This is a genomic window from Pseudonocardia endophytica, from assembly GCF_004339565.1.
Classification (GTDB): Bacteria; Actinomycetota; Actinomycetes; order Mycobacteriales; family Pseudonocardiaceae; genus Pseudonocardia; species Pseudonocardia endophytica.
The window spans coordinates 1,341,459-1,357,217 of the sequence record NZ_SMFZ01000001.1 but is presented as its reverse complement, the minus strand read 5'-3'; the positions used below and the strand labels follow the sequence as shown (position 1 = coordinate 1,357,217).

The following is a 15,759-nucleotide window of genomic DNA, read 5'->3' as shown; positions in this document are numbered from 1 at the left end:
TGGGGACGGCGGCCGGCGGAGCCTGCGGAGCGGGCGGGGTGGGTGAGACGGAGCGCCCGATCGCGGTCTTCGACATCGACGGCGTCCTGGCCGACGTCTCGCACCGGCTGCACCACCTCGACCTCCACCGCTGGGAGCGGTTCTTCCGCGCCGCCGACGAGGACCCGTTGCTGGAGGAGGGCGCCGAGCGGCTCCGCCAGGCGCAGCTCGACCACGACGTCGTGTTCCTGACCGGGCGCCCCGAGCGCAACCGGCGGCTCACCCAGGACTGGCTCGCGCGTCACGACCTGCCGACCGGACCCCTCTACATGCGCTCCGACGACGACCACCGCCCGGCCCGCTACGTCAAGCGCGAGGTGCTGCGCGGGCTCGCCCGCAGCAGGGAGATCGCGCTCGTGCTCGACGACGACCCGGCCGTGTACCGGATGCTGCTCGACGACGGCTGGCCGATCGAGCTCGCGACGTGGCTCCCGCACTCGTCCACGCTGCAGGACGCGCAGGAGAACCAGGGACGGACATGATCACGACGTACCTGGACGACATCGCCGTCGGGCAGACGTCGATCTCCCGGCAACGGACGATCACCGAGACGGACATCGTCTCGTTCGCCATGTTCACCGGCGACTGGCACCCGATCCACACCGTCACGCCCTACGCCGAGGCCGACCCGCGCTTCGGTGAGCGCATCGCGCACGGCGCGCTCGTGCTGTCCGTGGCGCTCGGGCTGGTCGAGTTCTGGCCGCCCGCGATGCGCGCGTTCTACGGGCTGGACCGCCTGCGTTTCGTGACGCCGACCCACATCGGGGACACACTGCACGTGGAGACCGAGGTGCTCGACGTCGCGCACCGGAGCGACGGCGACGGCGTCGTCACCTACCGGTTCGACGTCCGTGACCAGGACGGACGGTGTAAATGCGCAGCGGATCTGAAGGCGCTGGTGGCGGCGCGGCCGTGATCGGGGAGGTCCTCGCCGAGCGGGCCGCGCGGGTCGGGGACCGGCCGTTCCTGCTCTGGCAGGGCCGGACGACGACCTACGCCGAGGCCGACCGGGTCACGAACTCCTACGCCCGCGGCTTCGCCGACCGCGGGATCGGGCACGGGACCGTCGTCGCGGTGATGATGGCGAACCGCGCCGAGTTCCTCTGGACCGTGTGGGGGCTCGGCAAGCTCGGCGCCGTCGCGGTGCCGATGAACACGGCCGCCCGCGGCGACCAACTCGGCTACTACCTGCGCCAGTCCGGCGCGACCCGGGTGTGCGCGGACGCCGCGTCGCTGGAGGTGCTGGCCGCACCGCTGTCCGGGACGGACGCCGTGCGCGGGGTGCTGGACGTCGACGACCTGGCCGGGTTCGCCGACCTGCCCGGTGATCCGCTCGAGCTGGACCGGCCCGTCGCGCGCACCGACCCGATGCTGATCATGTACACGTCCGGGACCACCGGCCCGTCGAAGGGCGCGGTGTCCCCGCAGTCCCAGGGCCACGCCGTCGGGAAGCAGATGGCCCGGCACTGCGGCTACGGCCCGGACGACGTGCTCTACACCTGCCTTCCGCTGTTCCACGCGAACGCGCTCTGGTTCACCGTCTACGCGGCGTTGTGGGCGGACGCGTCGGTCGCGCTGTACCCGCGGTTCTCCGCGCGCTCGTTCTGGTCGGAGATCCGGGAGTCCGGGGCGACCGAGTTCAACGCGCTGGGCGCGATGGCGAACGTGGTCTGGCAGATCCCGCCGTCCGAGCGCGACCGGGACCACCGGGTCCGCACGGCGATGGTCGTCCCGACCAGCCGAGCGCTCGTCGACGGGTTCGCCGACCGCTACGGCATCACCGTGACCAGCGTCTTCGCCATGACCGAGAACTGCGCCGTGACGATACTCGGCCCGGACGACCCGCGGGAGAAGGCGGCGTCCGCCGGCCGCGTGCGCGACGACGTCGGCGTCCAGATCACCGCCGAGGACGGCACGCCGCTGCCGCCCGGCGAGGTCGGCGAGATCTGCGTCCGCCCGAACGGGCCCGGGATGATGATGCTCGGCTACCACGAGATGCCCGAGGCGACCGTCGGCGCGATCCGTGACCTGTGGTTCCGCACCGGCGACCGCGGCTATCTCGACGACGAGGGCTACCTGTTCTTCGTCGACCGGATCAAGGAGGCGATCCGGCGGCGCGGGGAGAACATCTCGGCCTACGAGCTGGAGACGGCGCTGTGCAAGCACCCCGGCGTGCACGAGGTCGCGGCCGTCGCGGTGCCCGCCGACCTGTCCGAGGACGACGTGATGGTCTACGTCGTGCGCGCCGACGGGCACGACCCGTCGTACTCCGAGCTCGTGCACTACGCCGCGGAGAACATGGCCTACTTCATGGTGCCGCGGTACTGGGAGTTCGTCGACGAGCTACCGAAGACGGCCAGCCTCAAGATCGAGAAGTTCAAGCTGAAGAAGGACGCGGCGGACCGTCGCGACGAGCTGTGGGACCGCGAGTCCGAAGGCATCGAGGTGCGCAGGTGAGCGTCGAGGTCGCGTTCCCGGGGGACCGGTCCGCGCGGATCACCCTGGACCGGGCGGACGCGCTGAACGCCCTGTCCGAGGACCTGCTCGTCGGGCTGCACGCGGCGATCGACGAGGTCGTCGCGGCCGGGTGCCCGGTGGCCGTCGTGCGCGGGAACGGGCCCGCGCTCTCCGCCGGGGCGGACCTGCCGTACCTGCTGGGGCTGCGCGCGTCGGACCCGGACGAGCTGCGGGCCTACATCGCGCGGATCGGGCGGGCGCTGGACACGCTGGAGGCGGCGCCGTTCGTGTCCGTCTGCGTCGTCGACGGGTACGGGCTGGCCGGCGGCTGCGAGCTGATGCTGGCGTGCGACCTCGTCGTCGCCTCGTCGCAGGCCAGGCTCGGGGACCGGCACATGGAGTACGGCCTGCTGCCGGGTGCCGGCGGGTCCGTGCGGCTGCCCCGGGCGCTGCCCGCGGCGCTGGCCCGTCGGCTGCTCTACACCGGTGAGATCATCGACGGGGACACGGCGGCGGCGTGGGGGCTGGTCGGCTGGAGCGTCCCGCCGGAGTCGCTCGAAGCCACGGTCGACGACGTCGTCGCGCGGCTGATGCGGCACAGCCCGGCCGCGCTCGCGCTGCAGAAGCAGCTGTACGCCGAGGGACTGGCGACCGACCGTCGCACCGCCCTGGACCACGAGCTCGACGTGGCGGTGGACCACATCACGCGCCACCCGGACGTCGAAGAAGGGTTGTCGGCGTTCCGGGAGAAGCGGGCTCCACGGTTCTCCCGGGGTGTGCCCGGACACGGGTGACGGCGCCCGGGCGGGCGAGGTGGGAGACTGAAGGTCGTGAGCGTCTCACTGGGAATGCCGTCCACGCCCGCGCCGACCCTGGCGCCCCGCCGGACGACCCGGCAGCTGCAGGTCGGTCCCGTCGGTGTCGGCTCGGACCACCCGATCTCCGTCCAGTCGATGACCACGACCCTGACCGCGGACGTCAACGCGACGCTGCAGCAGATCGCGGAGCTGACCGCGTCCGGCTGCGACATCGTGCGCGTCGCGTGCCCGTCCGCCGACGACGCGGAGGCGCTGCCGGCGATCGCCGCGAAGTCGCAGATCCCGGTCATCGCCGACATCCACTTCCAGCCGAAGTACGTGTTCGCCGCGATCGAGGCCGGGTGCGCCGGTGTGCGCGTGAACCCGGGCAACATCCGGAAGTTCGACGACCAGGTCAAGGAGATCGCGCAGGCCGCCCGCGATCACGGCACGCCGATCCGGATCGGCGTGAACGCCGGGTCGCTGGACAAGCGCCTGCTGGAGAAGCACGGCAAGGCCACCCCGGAGGCGCTGGCCGAGTCGGCGCTGTGGGAGGCGAGCCTGTTCGCCGAGCACGACTTCCACGACATCAAGATCTCGGTGAAGCACAACGACCCGGTGGTCATGGTGCGTGCCTACGAGCTGCTGGCCGAGCAGTGCGACTACCCGCTGCACCTCGGCGTCACCGAGGCCGGCCCTGCGTTCCAGGGCACGATCAAGTCCGCGGTCGCGTTCGGCGCGCTGCTGCGCCAGGGGATCGGCGACACGATCCGCGTCTCGCTGTCCGCGCCGCCGGTCGAGGAGATCAAGGTCGGCACGCAGATCCTGGAGTCGCTGAACCTGCGGCCGCGCCGCCTGGAGATCGTGTCCTGCCCGTCGTGCGGGCGGGCACAGGTCGACGTCTACAAGCTTGCCGACGAGGTCACGGCCGGTCTGTCCGGTATGGAGGTCCCGCTGCGCGTCGCTGTCATGGGCTGCGTCGTCAACGGGCCGGGGGAGGCGCGCGAGGCCGATCTGGGCGTCGCGTCCGGCAACGGCAAGGGCCAGATCTTCGTCAAGGGCGAGGTCATCAAGACCGTGCCGGAGCACAAGATCGTCGAGACGCTGATCGACGAGGCCATGCGGATGGCGGAGGACATGGACACGTCCGACGCGGGCGAACCGCAGGTGACCGTCGGCTGACCATCTATGGCATGGTGAGTCAGTGCTGAGGGTGGCCGGTGCGCGGCTTCTCGACGATCGTCATCGGGCCGTGGTGCACACGGCTCTTGACTCCGATCCGGTCGCGTCGTGCATGGTGGCCGCGCGGGTCGAGGCCGTCGGTCTGGACCCCTGGCGCCTCGGCGGCGAGCTGTGGTCCGTCGGCTCGGCGATGGACGGCCTCTGCTTCTCCGGCGCCAACCTCGTCCCGCTGCGTGGTGAGCGCGCCGCGATCCGCGCGTTCGCCGACCGGGCCCGTCGCGGAGGGCGGGTCTGCTCGTCGCTGGTCGGGCGCGCCGAGCTCGTCCTCCCGTTGTGGGAGGAGCTGGCCGGGGTGTGGCAGCCGGCCAGGGAGATCCGTCCTGACCAGCCGCTGATGCTGCTCGACGGCCCGCCGACCGTTCCCTCCGACCCTCTCGTGCGTCCCGTGCGGATCGACGAGCTCGAGCGCTACCTGCCCGCGGCCGTCGCGATGTTCACCGAGGAGGTCGGGGTCGATCCCCGCACCGGTGACGGCGGCGCCGGATACCGCGCCAGGGTCGCCGAGCTGATCAGCTCCGGACGGGCGTTCGCCCGCTTCCAGGACGGCGAGGTCGTGTTCAAGGCCGAGATCGGGGCGCTGTCCCGCTCGGTCGGCCAGATCCAGGGCGTCTGGGTGCACCCGGGGTGGCGCGGCCGTGGTCTGGGTGCGGCGGGAACCGCGACGGTCACCGAAGCCCTCGCGGCGATGGGCCGGGCGTCGAGCCTCTACGTCAACGCGTTCAACGCGCCCGCCCGCGCGGCGTATCGACGCATCGGCTTCGCGCAGGTGGCGCAGTTCGCGACGGTGTTGTTCTAGGCGTCGTGTCCCAGGCGTCGCGCCGACCGTCGACGTGAACACCACGGTCCTGCACGGTGGGCGACAGAGCACTGGTGTTCATGTCGACGGGTCGCGGCCGCTCTCACCGTCGGCCGGGACACCGGTGCGGGGACGGCGACCGGATCGGACGTACGGGCATACTGCCGGAGATGCGCTCCCCGCTGTCGAGCCTGACCGCCCGTCCCGCCGTGCTGGCCGTGGCGGTGGTCGTGATGCTGGCGGCCGGCCTCGTCGTCGCGCTCGTCCGCCCGTGGGACGGGGCCGCCGACACCGCGAAACGGTTCTCCACGGCCTGGACGACGGGCGACTCGGCCGGCGCGGCCGCCCTCACGAGCGATCGCGCCGCGGCGGCCACGTTCCTGGACCGGGCGCGTCAGGACCTCAAGCCGGTCGGGGTGCGCGCGACGGTCGCGGACGTCCGGACCGAGGGGGACAGGGCGACGGCGGACGTCGACGTCGACTGGGACCTCGGCGAGAACCGCCACTGGACCTACCGCACGTCGTGGCCGATGAGCCCGGCCGACGACACGACGTCGAACGACACCGGCTGGGCGATCGACTTCTCGCCCGCGATCCTCGACCCGCGGCTCGGGGCCGGCCAGCGGCCGGTGCTGCGGACGACCCGGTCGAACCCGGCGCCCGTGCTCGACGACACGGGCGCCCCGCTGCTCGCGCCGTCCCGCACCGTGACGGTGACGCTCGACCCGAAGGCACCCGGCGCGCTGGATGCGACGGCAGGCACGCTCGCCTCGGCGCTGGGCCCGATCGACCCGCAGATCACGCAGACCTCGATCGCGGACGGCGCCCGCACCACTCCGGCCGGGCAGGCGTACACCGTCGCCGTCCTGCGTGAGGACGACTACCAGCGAGTCCGCGACCGCATCTACGACCTGCAGGGCGTCCGCTTCACCGACGACACCCGCCTGCTCGCCCCGGACCCGGACTTCGCCCCCCAGGTGCTCTCCGCGGTGCGGACCGAGGTCGAGGGCCAGACCGACGGTACGCCCGGGTGGACGGTGGACGCGGTCGGGCAGGACGGCGCGACCGTCGCATCGCTGGCCGGTGTCCCGCCGGGACCGGGCAAGCCGGTCACGCTCGGCATGGACCAACAGGTCCAGCAGGCCGCCGAGAACGCCGTCCGCGGACAGGGCAGGCAGACCGCGATCGTCGCGATCCGGCCGTCGACCGGGGCCGTGCTCGGTGTTGCGCAGAACGACGCGGCGAACGCCGCCGGACCGATCGCCCTGTCCGGGCGCTACCCGCCGGGCTCGACGTTCAAGATGATCACGGCCTACGCGGCGATGGCGCGCAACGGCATCACCCCGGACACACCGGAGGACTGCCCCGGCACCACCGTGATCAACGGCCGGACGATCCCGAACGAGGACTCGTTCGCGCTCGGCACCGTGCCGCTGCTGCAGGCGTTCGCGAAGTCCTGCAACACGACGTTCTCCCGGCTCGCGCTCGGCCTGCCGCCGGACGCGCTGCCGGACGCCGCGTCGAAGCTGGGCTTCGGCGCCGACTACAAGATCCCCGGCCTGACCACGGTCACCGGGTCGATCGAGCCGGCCACCGACGACCTGCAGCGCGCCTCCGACGGCTTCGGCCAGGGCGACGTGCTGGCCTCACCGTTCGGCATGGCGCTGGTCGCGGCCACGATCGCCAAGGGCGCGCCGGTCACGCCGACGCTGATCACCGACCGCCCCACCGAGACGACGAAGGCTCCGGGCACGCCGGACCAGGCGATCCTGGACAAGCTGCGACCGATGATGCGCGCCGTCGTCACCCAGGGCACCGCGACGGCGGCGGCCGGGCAGGGCGACGTGTTCGGCAAGACCGGGACGGCCGAGTTCGCCGGGCCGGGCGGGGAGAACCGGGCGCACGGCTGGTTCGTCGGCTACCGCGGTGACATGGCGTTCGCCGTCCTGATCGTCGACGGCGGGTCGTCCGGACCCGCCGTCCAGCTCGCGTCCTCGTTCCTCGGCGGGGCGCCGCGGTGAGTCCGCTACCGTCTACGGGTGTCCCGTAGCCGCCTCCCGCTGCTCGTACTGGTGGCCGACCTGGTCGCGGTGATCGTCTTCGCCGCGATCGGACGCGCCAGCCACGGCGAGGACGGGCTGGCCGGCCTCGTCGCGACGGCGGCGCCGTTCCTCGCGGCGGCGCTCGCGGCGTGGGCGACGCCGTGGGCTCGGGCCGAGCCGGTGTCGCTGCGGGCGGGATTCCTGACGGTCGGGGTGACGGCCGTGCTCGGCCTGCTGCTGCGCTGGGGGTTCACCGGCCACGCGCCGCCGTGGACGTTCGTACTCGTGACGATCGGGTCGCTCGCCGTGCTGATGCTCGGCTGGCGGGCGGTGGCGGCGTTGACCCGCTCACGCGTGGCGGGACGCTCGGCCCGTCGCTGACTAGAGTGGGGCCATGCCCGTCCGTTCGCTGCTCGTCCCCGGCACGCCCACCCCGATCCGGGAGGTTCCGGCGCACATCCCGCGCCCGGAGTACGTGGGCAAGAAGGCGCCGGCCCGGGCCAAGGGCTCCGACGTGCAGACGCCCGAGGTGATCGAGGCGATGCGGTACGCGGGCAGGATCGGCGCCCAGGCGCTCGCCGTCGCGGGGGAGGCCGTCGCGCCCGGCGTGACCACCGACGAGATCGACCGGGTCGTCCACGAGTTCCTGATCGACCACGACGCGTACCCGTCGACGCTCGGCTACCGCGGCTTCCCGAAGTCGTGCTGCACGAGCCTCAACGAGGTGATCTGCCACGGCATCCCGGACACCACCGTGATCGACGACGGCGACGTCGTGAACGTCGACGTGACCGCGTTCGTCGGCGGCGTGCACGGCGACACGAACGCCACGTTCCTGGCCGGCGACGTCTCCGAGGAGGCGCGCCTGCTCGTCGAACGCACCCGCGAGGCGACCATGCGCGCGATCAAGGCGGTGCGCCCAGGACGCGAGCTGAACGTCGTCGGACGCGTGATCGAGTCCTACGCCCGCCGGTTCGGCTACGGCGTGGTGCGCGACTTCACCGGGCACGGCATCGGCAGGGAGTTCCACTCCGGGCTGGTCGTGCTGCACTACGACCAGCCCGAGGTCCACACCGTGATGGAACCGGGCATGACGTTCACGATCGAGCCGATGATCACCCTCGGCGGCATCGACTACGACACGTGGGACGACGACTGGACCGTCGTGACCAAGGACCGCTCCTGGGTGGCCCAGTTCGAGCACACGATCCTGGTCACCGACGAGGGCTCGGAGATCCTGACCCTGCCGTAGCGCCCGTCAGGCGGTCTGGTGCTTGCGGACGGCCTCGAGCGCCTCGTCCGCGTGCACGTTCATGTCCTTCTCGTTGCCGATCTCGGCGACGACCTTCCGGTCCTGGCCGATCACGAACGTCTTGCGACGGGTGTGCAGCCCGCCGGGCAGCCACGCCCGCCACGCGCCGAGGGACTTGGCGACCTTGTGCTTCTCGTCGGAGAGCAGCGGGAAGCCGAGCTGGTTCGACGTCGCGAAGATGCTCTGCTTGGTGACATTGTCCGAGGAGATGCCGACCGGCCTGGCGCCGACGGAGGCGAACTCCGATGACAGGTCGCGGAAGCGGCAGGCCTCCGCGGTGCACCCGCCGGAGGACGCGATCGGGTAGAAGAACAGCACCACGGGGCCGTCGACGAGCAGGTCGGACAGCTTCCGCGGGGCGCCGGTCTCGTCGCGCAGCTCGAAGTCGGTGACCTCGTCGCCGATCGCCATGTCGGGATCTCCTTCGTTCGTACGGTTCTCCGGTCGCGCCATGATCGCGGACACTCGACAGGACGTTCGTCCGACCCCCGCCGTCCGGTTCGCTACGCGGAGGTGGCCGCCTTCCTCGGCGGGAGCGGGAAGAAGCCGCTGGTCCGGCGGACGTAGTCGGCGTAGCCGGGGCGGCGCTTCTCCATCCCGCGCTCCAGCAGTGCGGCGCCGGTCCCGCGCACCAGGTTCAGCGTGATCAGCGCGACGCCGACCAGCCCGATCAGGCCGGCCACGTGGTGCAGGGCGAGGGCGCCCAGCCCCCACCAGACGGCGGCGTCGCCGAAGTAGTTCGGGTGCCGCGTGTAGCGCCACAGGCCCCTGTCCATGACCTGCCCCTTGTTCGCCGGGTCGGCGACGAACCGGGCCAGCTGTGCGTCGCCGACCGTCTCGAACGTGAACCCGACGGCCCACACCAGCACGCCGAGCACGGCCGTGAGCACGCCCCACACGGTCGAGGCGTAGCCGTACTGCGCGAACTGCACCGGCAGCGACACGACCCACATCACGGCGCCCTGCGTGAGGTAGACCTTGCGGAACGCGTACCAGGTCGGGTTGCCGGGAGCGCGGGCCAGCATGTCGACGTAGCGCTGGTCCTCGGGCTTGCCGCGGTTGCGCCGCTCGATGTGCCAGCCCAGCCGCAGGCCCCACACCGCGACGAGCGCCGTGACCAGGTACTGCCGCCACGCGTCGCCGTCGCCCGCCGCCGTCACGAGCGTGACGACGGCGATCACGACGAAACCGAGGCCCCACACGACGTCGATCCCGTCGTGCCGGCCACCGCGCACCCACACGGCGACGGCCAGCGCGACGGCCATCAGGACCAGCACCGCCACGAGGGTGACCCAGAGGTTGGTCAGCAGGGCCGACCAGGGGAAGGCTGATGTCATGCGCGCTCCGCCTGCGCTCCGCTCATGCGCTCATCGTGTCGGAGCCGACTCCGGGGCGCGCGTCGGGGAGACCGCCTCCGGCGGGCTGACGTCCGCGGCGAGGTGGTCCAGCGCCGGGTCCGCCCCGAGCGTCGCCGCACGGCTGCGCGGCAGTCCGGACCGGCCGTCGGCGCCGGGTCGCACCATCAGGATCTGGTGCACGCCCATCCGGTTCTCCTCGAACGCGAGCGCGGCGCCGGCCAGGTAGAGCAGCCAGATCCGGTACTGCTCCTCTCCGATCAGCCGGACCGCCTCGGAACGGTTGTCCTGCAACGTGTCCAGCCACGGCCGTACGGTCCAGACGTAGTGCTCGCGCAACGAGTGCACGTCGACGACCTCGTGCCCGGCCCGCTCCAGGAACCCGAGCGTCTCGCCGAGCGGGCGCATGTACATGTCCGGGGCCACGTAGGACTCCATGAACGCACCGCCACCGGGGTGGTTGTTGTCCCCGACGGCGCCGCGGGACATCTGCTGCAGCAGCAGCCTGCCGTGCGGGCGCAGCAGCTTGTGCAGCTGCGCGGCGTAGACCGGGTAGTTGTCCTGGCCGACGTGCTCGCCCATCTCGATCGAGCTGATCGCGTCGAACGGCTGGTCCGGGATCTCCCGGTAGTCCTGCAGGCGGATCTCGACGCGGTCCGACAGGCCCTCGCGCTCGAGCCGGGCGATCCCGTACTCGCGCTGCTGGGCGGACAGCGTCACGCCGACCGCCTCGACGCCGTAGTGCTTGGCCGCGTGCACGAGCAGCGACGCCCAGCCGCAGCCGACGTCGAGCAGCCGCATCCCCGGCTTCAGGCCGAGCTTGCGGCAGATCAGGTCCAGCTTGTCGCGCTGCGCGTCCTCGATCCCGTAGTCCGGACCGTCCTCGCGCGTCCAGTACCCGCAGGAGTAGGCCATCTGCGGGTCCAGCAGGAACGCGTAGAACTCGTTGGAGAGGTCGTAGTGGTGGCTGATCGCGGCCCGGTCGCGACGTCGGGAGTGCAGGCCGCCCGCGAGCCTCGCCTCGGACGCGGGCGGCGTCGGGTTGGTCCCGACGGCGCGCAGCCGCAGCGCCGTGCGCAGGGCGTCGACCTTCTGCGCCCGGTCCATGCGGGCAGGCGCGGAGCCTGCGGAGCGCCCCTCCGCAGTGCCGCGCGCCCCGGCGCGCGCCAGGCGCCAGAACCGGGACAGGCCCTCGGCGATGTCGCCCTCGACGTCCAGGTCACCGGACACGAACGCGCGGGCCAGGCCCAGCTCTCCGGGGCTCCACAGCAGGCGGCGCAGCGCCCGGCGGCGGCGGACGATCACGACCGGCGCGGTCGGGTCGTCGACGGCGCCCGCTTCGGTGCCGTCCCACGCCCGCAGCCGCACGGGCGGCGGGGCGCCCAGTGCGCCCTCGATCAGGTTGGCCAGCTGGGCGGCGACGGTCGGCTTGCTCATCTTCTCGGGACTCCCGGATCGGTATCGATGTTCGCTCCACACGCTCCGTTCAGAACGACGGGCGGCGCTGCAGCGACAGCTGGAACACGTCGAGATAGCCGACGCGGAAGCCGGCCTCGCAGTAGCCGAGGTAGAACTCCCACATCCGGCGGAACGTCTCGTCGAACCCGAGGCCGGACACCTCGTCCCAGTTGTCGAGGAAGCGGCGGCGCCAGTGGCCGAGCGTGCGCGCGTAGTCGAACCCGAGGCTGCGGCGCTCCGCGATGTGCAGCGAGGTGCCGCGGGCCAGGTTGTTCTCGATCGACTCGACGGACGGGATGATCCCGCCGGGGAAGACGTACTTGTGGATCCAGGTGTAGTCGCCCTTGGACACGACCATCCGGTCGTGCGGCATGGTGATCGCCTGCAGCCCGACCCGACCGCCCGGCTTGAGCAGCCGGTCCAGCGCGCCGAAGTACGTCGGCCAGTACCTCTCGCCGACGGCCTCGATCATCTCGACGGAGACGACGGCGTCGTACTGCCCCTGCGCCTCGCGGTAGTCGCGCAGCAGCACCTGCACGCGGTCCGCCACACCGGCCGCCGCCAGGCGCTGTTCGGCGAGCGTCTTCTGCTCCTGCGAGATGGTCAGCGTGGTGACCCGCGCGCCGCGCTGCGCGGCCCGCGTGGCGAGGCCGCCCCAGCCGGTGCCGATCTCGCACACGTGCGTGCCGTCGACGACGCCTGCCATGTCCAGGATGCCGTCGATCTTGCGCTCCTGGGCGAGCACCAGGTCGTCGGAGCCGTCGGCGAACCAGCCCGCCGAGTAGGACATCGTGTCGTCCAGGAACAGGGCGAACATGTCGTTGGAGAGGTCGTAGTGGCGGTGGATGTTCTCCTGGGACCCCTCGAGCGTGTTCACCTCCTCGCGCGGCTGGCGGGCCTCGACGTACCGGCGCGCCATGGCCTGCAACGGCTTCGGGATCAGCGTGGACAGCTTCGCCGCGAACGGCGTGAGCAGGCCGGGCAGGTCGGTGGTGGTCCAGTCGCCCACCATGTAGGCCTCGCCGAAGCCGATCTTCGAGTCGTGGCCGAGGCGGGCGAAGAACCCGCGCGGCCGTTCGATGCGCATGACCGGCGAGTCCGGGCCACCCGCCCCGATCCGCTCCCCGCCCGGGAACACGACCCGCACCGGCAGGGACCGGACGGCGTTGCGGAACAGGATCTCCGCGGCGCGGCCCTTCACCGGTGCGAGCGGTGGAGTGGCCAGGCCGGGCCAGACGCCCTCGTTCGGGCGGGGGACGGAACGGCCGGAGGTGCGCACCCGTGCCGGGACCGCGGGGACGTCGTGCTGAGTGGTCATCGCGTGACCCCTTCCTTGACATGGTGGCTCGGACGCGGGACGACGGGAAGCCGCTTGAGCCACAGCGTGATGCCGTGGCGGCGGATCAGGGCGGACGTCCGCTGGGTGATCAGCGGCCTGCGCGCGACCGTGCGCAGGACCTCGGCGGCGGTGGCCGGCCTGCGGGTGCCGGACAGGGTGGCGACGAGGGCCGGGGCGCCGTCCTGGTGCAGCGTCACCGAGATGCCGAGCCGCTCGCCCGGCTCGCGCAGCGACATCGAGTAGTCGCCCTCGATGGTGAGGAACGGCGAGACGTAGAACTCCTTCTCGGCGCTCGCCCGACCGCGCTCGTCGGTCTGCAGCAGATACGCGTGGCGGCCGCCGTAGGTGTTGTGCACCTCGGCGATCACGCAGGCGAGCTCCCCGTCCGGCCGATGGCACCAGTAGACCGAGATCGGGTTGAACACGTAGCCGAGCACGCGGGCGTGCGCCAGCATCAGCACCTGCCCGCCCTGCAGGTCGACGCCGTGCTCGGCGAGGTACGCGTCGACGTTCTGCCGGATCGTGCGGTCCGGGTCGCCGATGTGGTCGGACGACCGGAACCGGGCGAACGGACGCAACCAGAACGGCAGCCGGGGCATGTCGTCGAGGTCCACCAGCCACAGGTAGATCCGGTGGCTGAACGCGTAGTCCAGGTCGCGCTTGCGGGCGTGCCGGACGGTCCCGTCGTAGAGGGCGGGCGTCAGCGTGTCCATTCCACCCCCAGCGCGGCGGCGGCGCGGACCCCGGACAGGCAGCCGTCCTCGTGGAAGCCCCAGCCGTGGTAGGCGCCCGCGAACGCCGTGACGCCGTCGTTCAGATCCGGCAGCCTGCGCTGCGCCGCGACCGACTCGGGCGTGTAGATCGGGTGCTCGTAGCGCATCCGCGCGACCACCGCGTCCGGGTCGACCCGTCCGGCGCCGTTCAGCGTGACCACCCAGTCGTCCGGGTCGGTGAGGCGCTGCAGGCGGTTCATGTCGTAGCTGACCAGCACCGGAGAGTCGGCGCTGTCCTGACAGGACGGTTTCAGGTAGTTCCAGGACGCCCGTGCCCTGCGGCGGCGGGGCAGCAGCGACGTGTCGTGGTGCAGCCAGGTGTCGTTCTGCGAGTACTCGAACGCCCCGAGGACCTCTCGTTCGACGGTCGTCGCGTCGGTGAGCAGGCGCAGCGCCTGGTCCGGGTGGGTGGCGACGACGACCCGGTCGTGCGCGCCGACGCGGTCGGACTCGTCGCGCACCTCGACGCCCGCCGGGGTGCGGGTGATCGCCCGGACCGGGGTGGACGTGCGGACGGCGTGCAGGCCCTTCACGAGGCGGTGCACGTAGGCCTGCGAGCCGCCGGTGACCGTCCGCCACTGCGGGGAGCCGCCGATCGCGAGCATCCCGTGGTGGTCCAGGAACGTGAACAGGTACCGGGCCGGGTAGCTGGTGGAGATCGCGGCGCCTGCCGACCAGACGCAGCTGACGACCGGGATCATGAAGTGCTCGACGAAGTAGCGCGAGTAGCCGCCGATCGCCAGGAACGCGCCCAGCGTGACGTCGCCGGCCTCGGGCTCGTCGAGCACCCGGCGGGCGTGCCGGTGGAACCGGACGACCTCGCCGAGCATCGTCAGGTACGCGGGCCTCGCCAGGTTCGACGCCTGGGGGAACAGCCCGCCGATCTTCCGCGCGCCTGCGTACTCGAGCCCGCACCCGTCGCACCGGACGCTCATCGACATGTCCGAGTCCTGGGTCTGCACGCCCAGCTCGCCGAACAACCGGAGCAGGTTCGGGTAGGTGCGGTCGTTGTGGACGATGAAGCCGGTGTCCACCTGGGACAGCGTGCCGTCCGAGGCGGCCAGCTCGTGGGTGTGCGCGTGCCCGCCGACGCGGTCGTCGGCCTCGTAGAGCGTGACGTCGTACGCACGGGACAGCAGGTGCGCGGCAGTCAGCCCGGCGACACCGCTCCCGATCACGGCGACGGTCGGACGACTCATCAGGACACTCCACTCTGCTCGTGCACCGGCGCGAGCGGGACGCTCAGACCCTCCGGTGCGGGGCGTTGCATGGCATTCGTGATCGAACGGTCCAGAGGTTCGACACCGAGCTCACCGAGCACGAACCGCCGCACCAGCGACGACCAGTCCGCGGCCCTGCGGAGCATCGCGTGCCCGTCGCCGAGCACGTCGAACCGCGCGATGCGGTCGGTCACCCGCCGGGCGCGGATCGCGAAGTCCAGCGACGCGCGCGGGTCGGTCATCCGCTCCCGGTCCCCGTGCGCGATCAGCACCGCGCGGCCGGCCAGCTGCTCGACCGGGTCGGTACTGACTCTCGCTCCGCCCGCGCTGCGCTCGGTCTCGATCCAGGGCGCGAGCGCGCAGACCGCGACGACGCCCGGCTCACCGGCGGCGCGCAGCACGGCCCGCCCGCCCATCGAGTGCCCGACGAGCGCGACCGGGCGCCCCGGGTGCCGCCGGGTGATCTCGCCGACCGCCCACGCCGCGTCCCGGTAGGCGTCCATCGCCGCGCCGTTCCAGCCGCGGTAGCGGTAGCGCAGCAGGTAGACCGCGACTCCGTGCCCGACGTCGGTGCGGTGGCCGCGCCCGGCCCGCTCCAGCTCGGTGCCGAACGGCCGCATCCGCCAGTACGTCAGGCGGCGCCGGGAGCCGGAGTCGCGGCCGTGCGAGCGCCCACCGTGGCAGACCAGGACGACGGCGGCGGGGTCCGGGTGCTCGTCACCGACGACGTCCAGCTCGGGTTCGGACATGGGGACCTCGCAGTCGATCTCGCCGGGACTCGCTCACCCGGACATTCGGGTCGACCGCCTCGCTGTGGATGAGCCGTGGGACGCAGCTCACACGCGTGTGGTCGGCCGGAACGATCCTCTCCCGGCTCGCTCGATCCGACCACCGATGGTGAGCGAAGATGGGGGTGACTACGGATGCCG

Annotated in this window: 16 protein-coding genes; 9 read left to right on the top strand and 7 right to left on the bottom strand. The window is 72.2% G+C overall.

Going from position 1 to position 15,759, the window contains the following annotated elements; all coding sequences use genetic code 11:
• The first annotated feature begins 38 nt into the window (after window positions 1-38).
• The 9 genes from EV378_RS05990 (at window position 39) to map (ending at window position 8,625) form a co-directional block, all read left to right on the top strand.
• The gene (locus EV378_RS05990) at window positions 39-521 is read left to right on the top strand and encodes a phosphatase domain-containing protein (protein ID WP_132421709.1); all 483 of its coding nucleotides are present in this window, start codon (window positions 39-41) and stop codon (window positions 519-521) included.
• Entirely contained in the window at window positions 518-955 is a 438-nt protein-coding gene (locus tag EV378_RS05985; RefSeq protein ID WP_132421708.1) for a MaoC/PaaZ C-terminal domain-containing protein, read from the top strand. The genes EV378_RS05990 and EV378_RS05985 overlap by 4 nt, the downstream gene beginning before the upstream one ends.
• Window positions 952-2,496 (top strand): AMP-binding protein, encoded by a 1,545-nt coding sequence (locus tag EV378_RS05980; protein WP_243653306.1) that lies wholly within the window; start codon window positions 952-954, stop codon window positions 2,494-2,496. The genes EV378_RS05985 and EV378_RS05980 overlap by 4 nt, the downstream gene beginning before the upstream one ends.
• Window positions 2,493-3,290 (top strand): enoyl-CoA hydratase/isomerase family protein, encoded by a 798-nt coding sequence (locus tag EV378_RS05975; RefSeq protein ID WP_243653305.1) that lies wholly within the window; start codon window positions 2,493-2,495, stop codon window positions 3,288-3,290. The genes EV378_RS05980 and EV378_RS05975 overlap by 4 nt, the downstream gene beginning before the upstream one ends.
• A gap of 36 nt (window positions 3,291-3,326) precedes the next feature.
• Window positions 3,327-4,475 carry a flavodoxin-dependent (E)-4-hydroxy-3-methylbut-2-enyl-diphosphate synthase gene (ispG, locus tag EV378_RS05970; protein WP_132421705.1) on the top strand — a complete coding sequence of 383 codons (1,149 nt, stop codon included), beginning with the start codon at window positions 3,327-3,329 and terminating at the stop codon, window positions 4,473-4,475.
• Between the two features lie 22 nt (window positions 4,476-4,497).
• Window positions 4,498-5,331, top strand: a complete 834-nt coding sequence (locus EV378_RS05965) for a GNAT family N-acetyltransferase (protein ID WP_132421704.1) — start codon at window positions 4,498-4,500, stop codon at window positions 5,329-5,331.
• 170 nt (window positions 5,332-5,501) lie between these two features.
• The gene (locus EV378_RS05960) at window positions 5,502-7,352 is read left to right on the top strand and encodes a penicillin-binding transpeptidase domain-containing protein (protein WP_165922158.1); all 1,851 of its coding nucleotides are present in this window, start codon (window positions 5,502-5,504) and stop codon (window positions 7,350-7,352) included.
• Between the two features lie 18 nt (window positions 7,353-7,370).
• Window positions 7,371-7,754, top strand: a complete 384-nt coding sequence (locus EV378_RS05955) for a DUF3054 domain-containing protein (RefSeq protein ID WP_132421702.1) — start codon at window positions 7,371-7,373, stop codon at window positions 7,752-7,754.
• 13 nt (window positions 7,755-7,767) lie between these two features.
• Window positions 7,768-8,625 carry a type I methionyl aminopeptidase gene (gene map, locus EV378_RS05950; protein WP_132421701.1) on the top strand — a complete coding sequence of 286 codons (858 nt, stop codon included), beginning with the start codon at window positions 7,768-7,770 and terminating at the stop codon, window positions 8,623-8,625.
• A gap of 6 nt (window positions 8,626-8,631) precedes the next feature.
• On the opposite strand, the gene EV378_RS05945 is transcribed toward map, so the two are convergent.
• The 7 genes from EV378_RS05945 to EV378_RS05915 form a co-directional block, all read right to left on the bottom strand.
• Window positions 8,632-9,096, bottom strand: a complete 465-nt coding sequence (locus tag EV378_RS05945) for a peroxiredoxin (RefSeq protein WP_132421700.1) — start codon at window positions 9,094-9,096, stop codon at window positions 8,632-8,634.
• A 92-nt stretch (window positions 9,097-9,188) separates the two neighbouring features.
• A complete protein-coding gene (locus tag EV378_RS05940; RefSeq protein ID WP_132421699.1) occupies window positions 9,189-10,022 on the bottom strand; it encodes a DUF1295 domain-containing protein in 834 nt (277 codons plus the stop codon).
• A 30-nt stretch (window positions 10,023-10,052) separates the two neighbouring features.
• Window positions 10,053-11,477 (bottom strand): SAM-dependent methyltransferase, encoded by a 1,425-nt coding sequence (locus EV378_RS05935; protein WP_132421698.1) that lies wholly within the window; start codon window positions 11,475-11,477, stop codon window positions 10,053-10,055.
• 49 nt (window positions 11,478-11,526) lie between these two features.
• On the bottom strand, window positions 11,527-12,816 hold the full coding sequence (locus tag EV378_RS05930; RefSeq protein WP_132421697.1) for an SAM-dependent methyltransferase: 1,290 nt from the start codon (window positions 12,814-12,816) through the stop codon (window positions 11,527-11,529).
• Window positions 12,813-13,550, bottom strand: a complete 738-nt coding sequence (locus tag EV378_RS05925) for a DUF1365 domain-containing protein (protein WP_132421696.1) — start codon at window positions 13,548-13,550, stop codon at window positions 12,813-12,815. Before EV378_RS05925 ends, EV378_RS05930 begins: the two co-directional genes overlap by 4 nt.
• A complete protein-coding gene (locus EV378_RS05920; RefSeq protein ID WP_132421695.1) occupies window positions 13,538-14,809 on the bottom strand; it encodes an NAD(P)/FAD-dependent oxidoreductase in 1,272 nt (423 codons plus the stop codon). Before EV378_RS05920 ends, EV378_RS05925 begins: the two co-directional genes overlap by 13 nt.
• Entirely contained in the window at window positions 14,809-15,579 is a 771-nt protein-coding gene (locus EV378_RS05915) for an alpha/beta hydrolase (protein ID WP_132421694.1), read from the bottom strand. The genes EV378_RS05920 and EV378_RS05915 overlap by 1 nt, the downstream gene beginning before the upstream one ends.
• Window positions 15,580-15,759: the final 180 nt, after the last annotated feature.

Bases quoted from the DNA above. Each gene is read 5' to 3' on its own strand.
- EV378_RS05945 (WP_132421700.1), bottom strand. From the start codon at position 9,096: ATGGCGATCGGCGACGAGGTCACCGACTTCGAGCTGCGCGACGAGACC.
- EV378_RS05930 (WP_132421697.1), bottom strand. From the start codon at position 12,816: ATGACCACTCAGCACGACGTCCCCGCGGTCCCGGCACGGGTGCGCACC.
- EV378_RS05940 (WP_132421699.1), bottom strand. From the start codon at position 10,022: ATGACATCAGCCTTCCCCTGGTCGGCCCTGCTGACCAACCTCTGGGTC.
- EV378_RS05935 (WP_132421698.1), bottom strand. From the start codon at position 11,477: ATGAGCAAGCCGACCGTCGCCGCCCAGCTGGCCAACCTGATCGAGGGC.
- EV378_RS05920 (WP_132421695.1), bottom strand. From the start codon at position 14,809: ATGAGTCGTCCGACCGTCGCCGTGATCGGGAGCGGTGTCGCCGGGCTG.
- EV378_RS05960 (WP_165922158.1), top strand. From the start codon at position 5,502: ATGCGCTCCCCGCTGTCGAGCCTGACCGCCCGTCCCGCCGTGCTGGCC.
- map (WP_132421701.1), top strand. From the start codon at position 7,768: ATGCCCGTCCGTTCGCTGCTCGTCCCCGGCACGCCCACCCCGATCCGG.
- EV378_RS05985 (WP_132421708.1), top strand. From the start codon at position 518: ATGATCACGACGTACCTGGACGACATCGCCGTCGGGCAGACGTCGATC.
- EV378_RS05925 (WP_132421696.1), bottom strand. From the start codon at position 13,550: ATGGACACGCTGACGCCCGCCCTCTACGACGGGACCGTCCGGCACGCC.
- EV378_RS05915 (WP_132421694.1), bottom strand. From the start codon at position 15,579: ATGTCCGAACCCGAGCTGGACGTCGTCGGTGACGAGCACCCGGACCCC.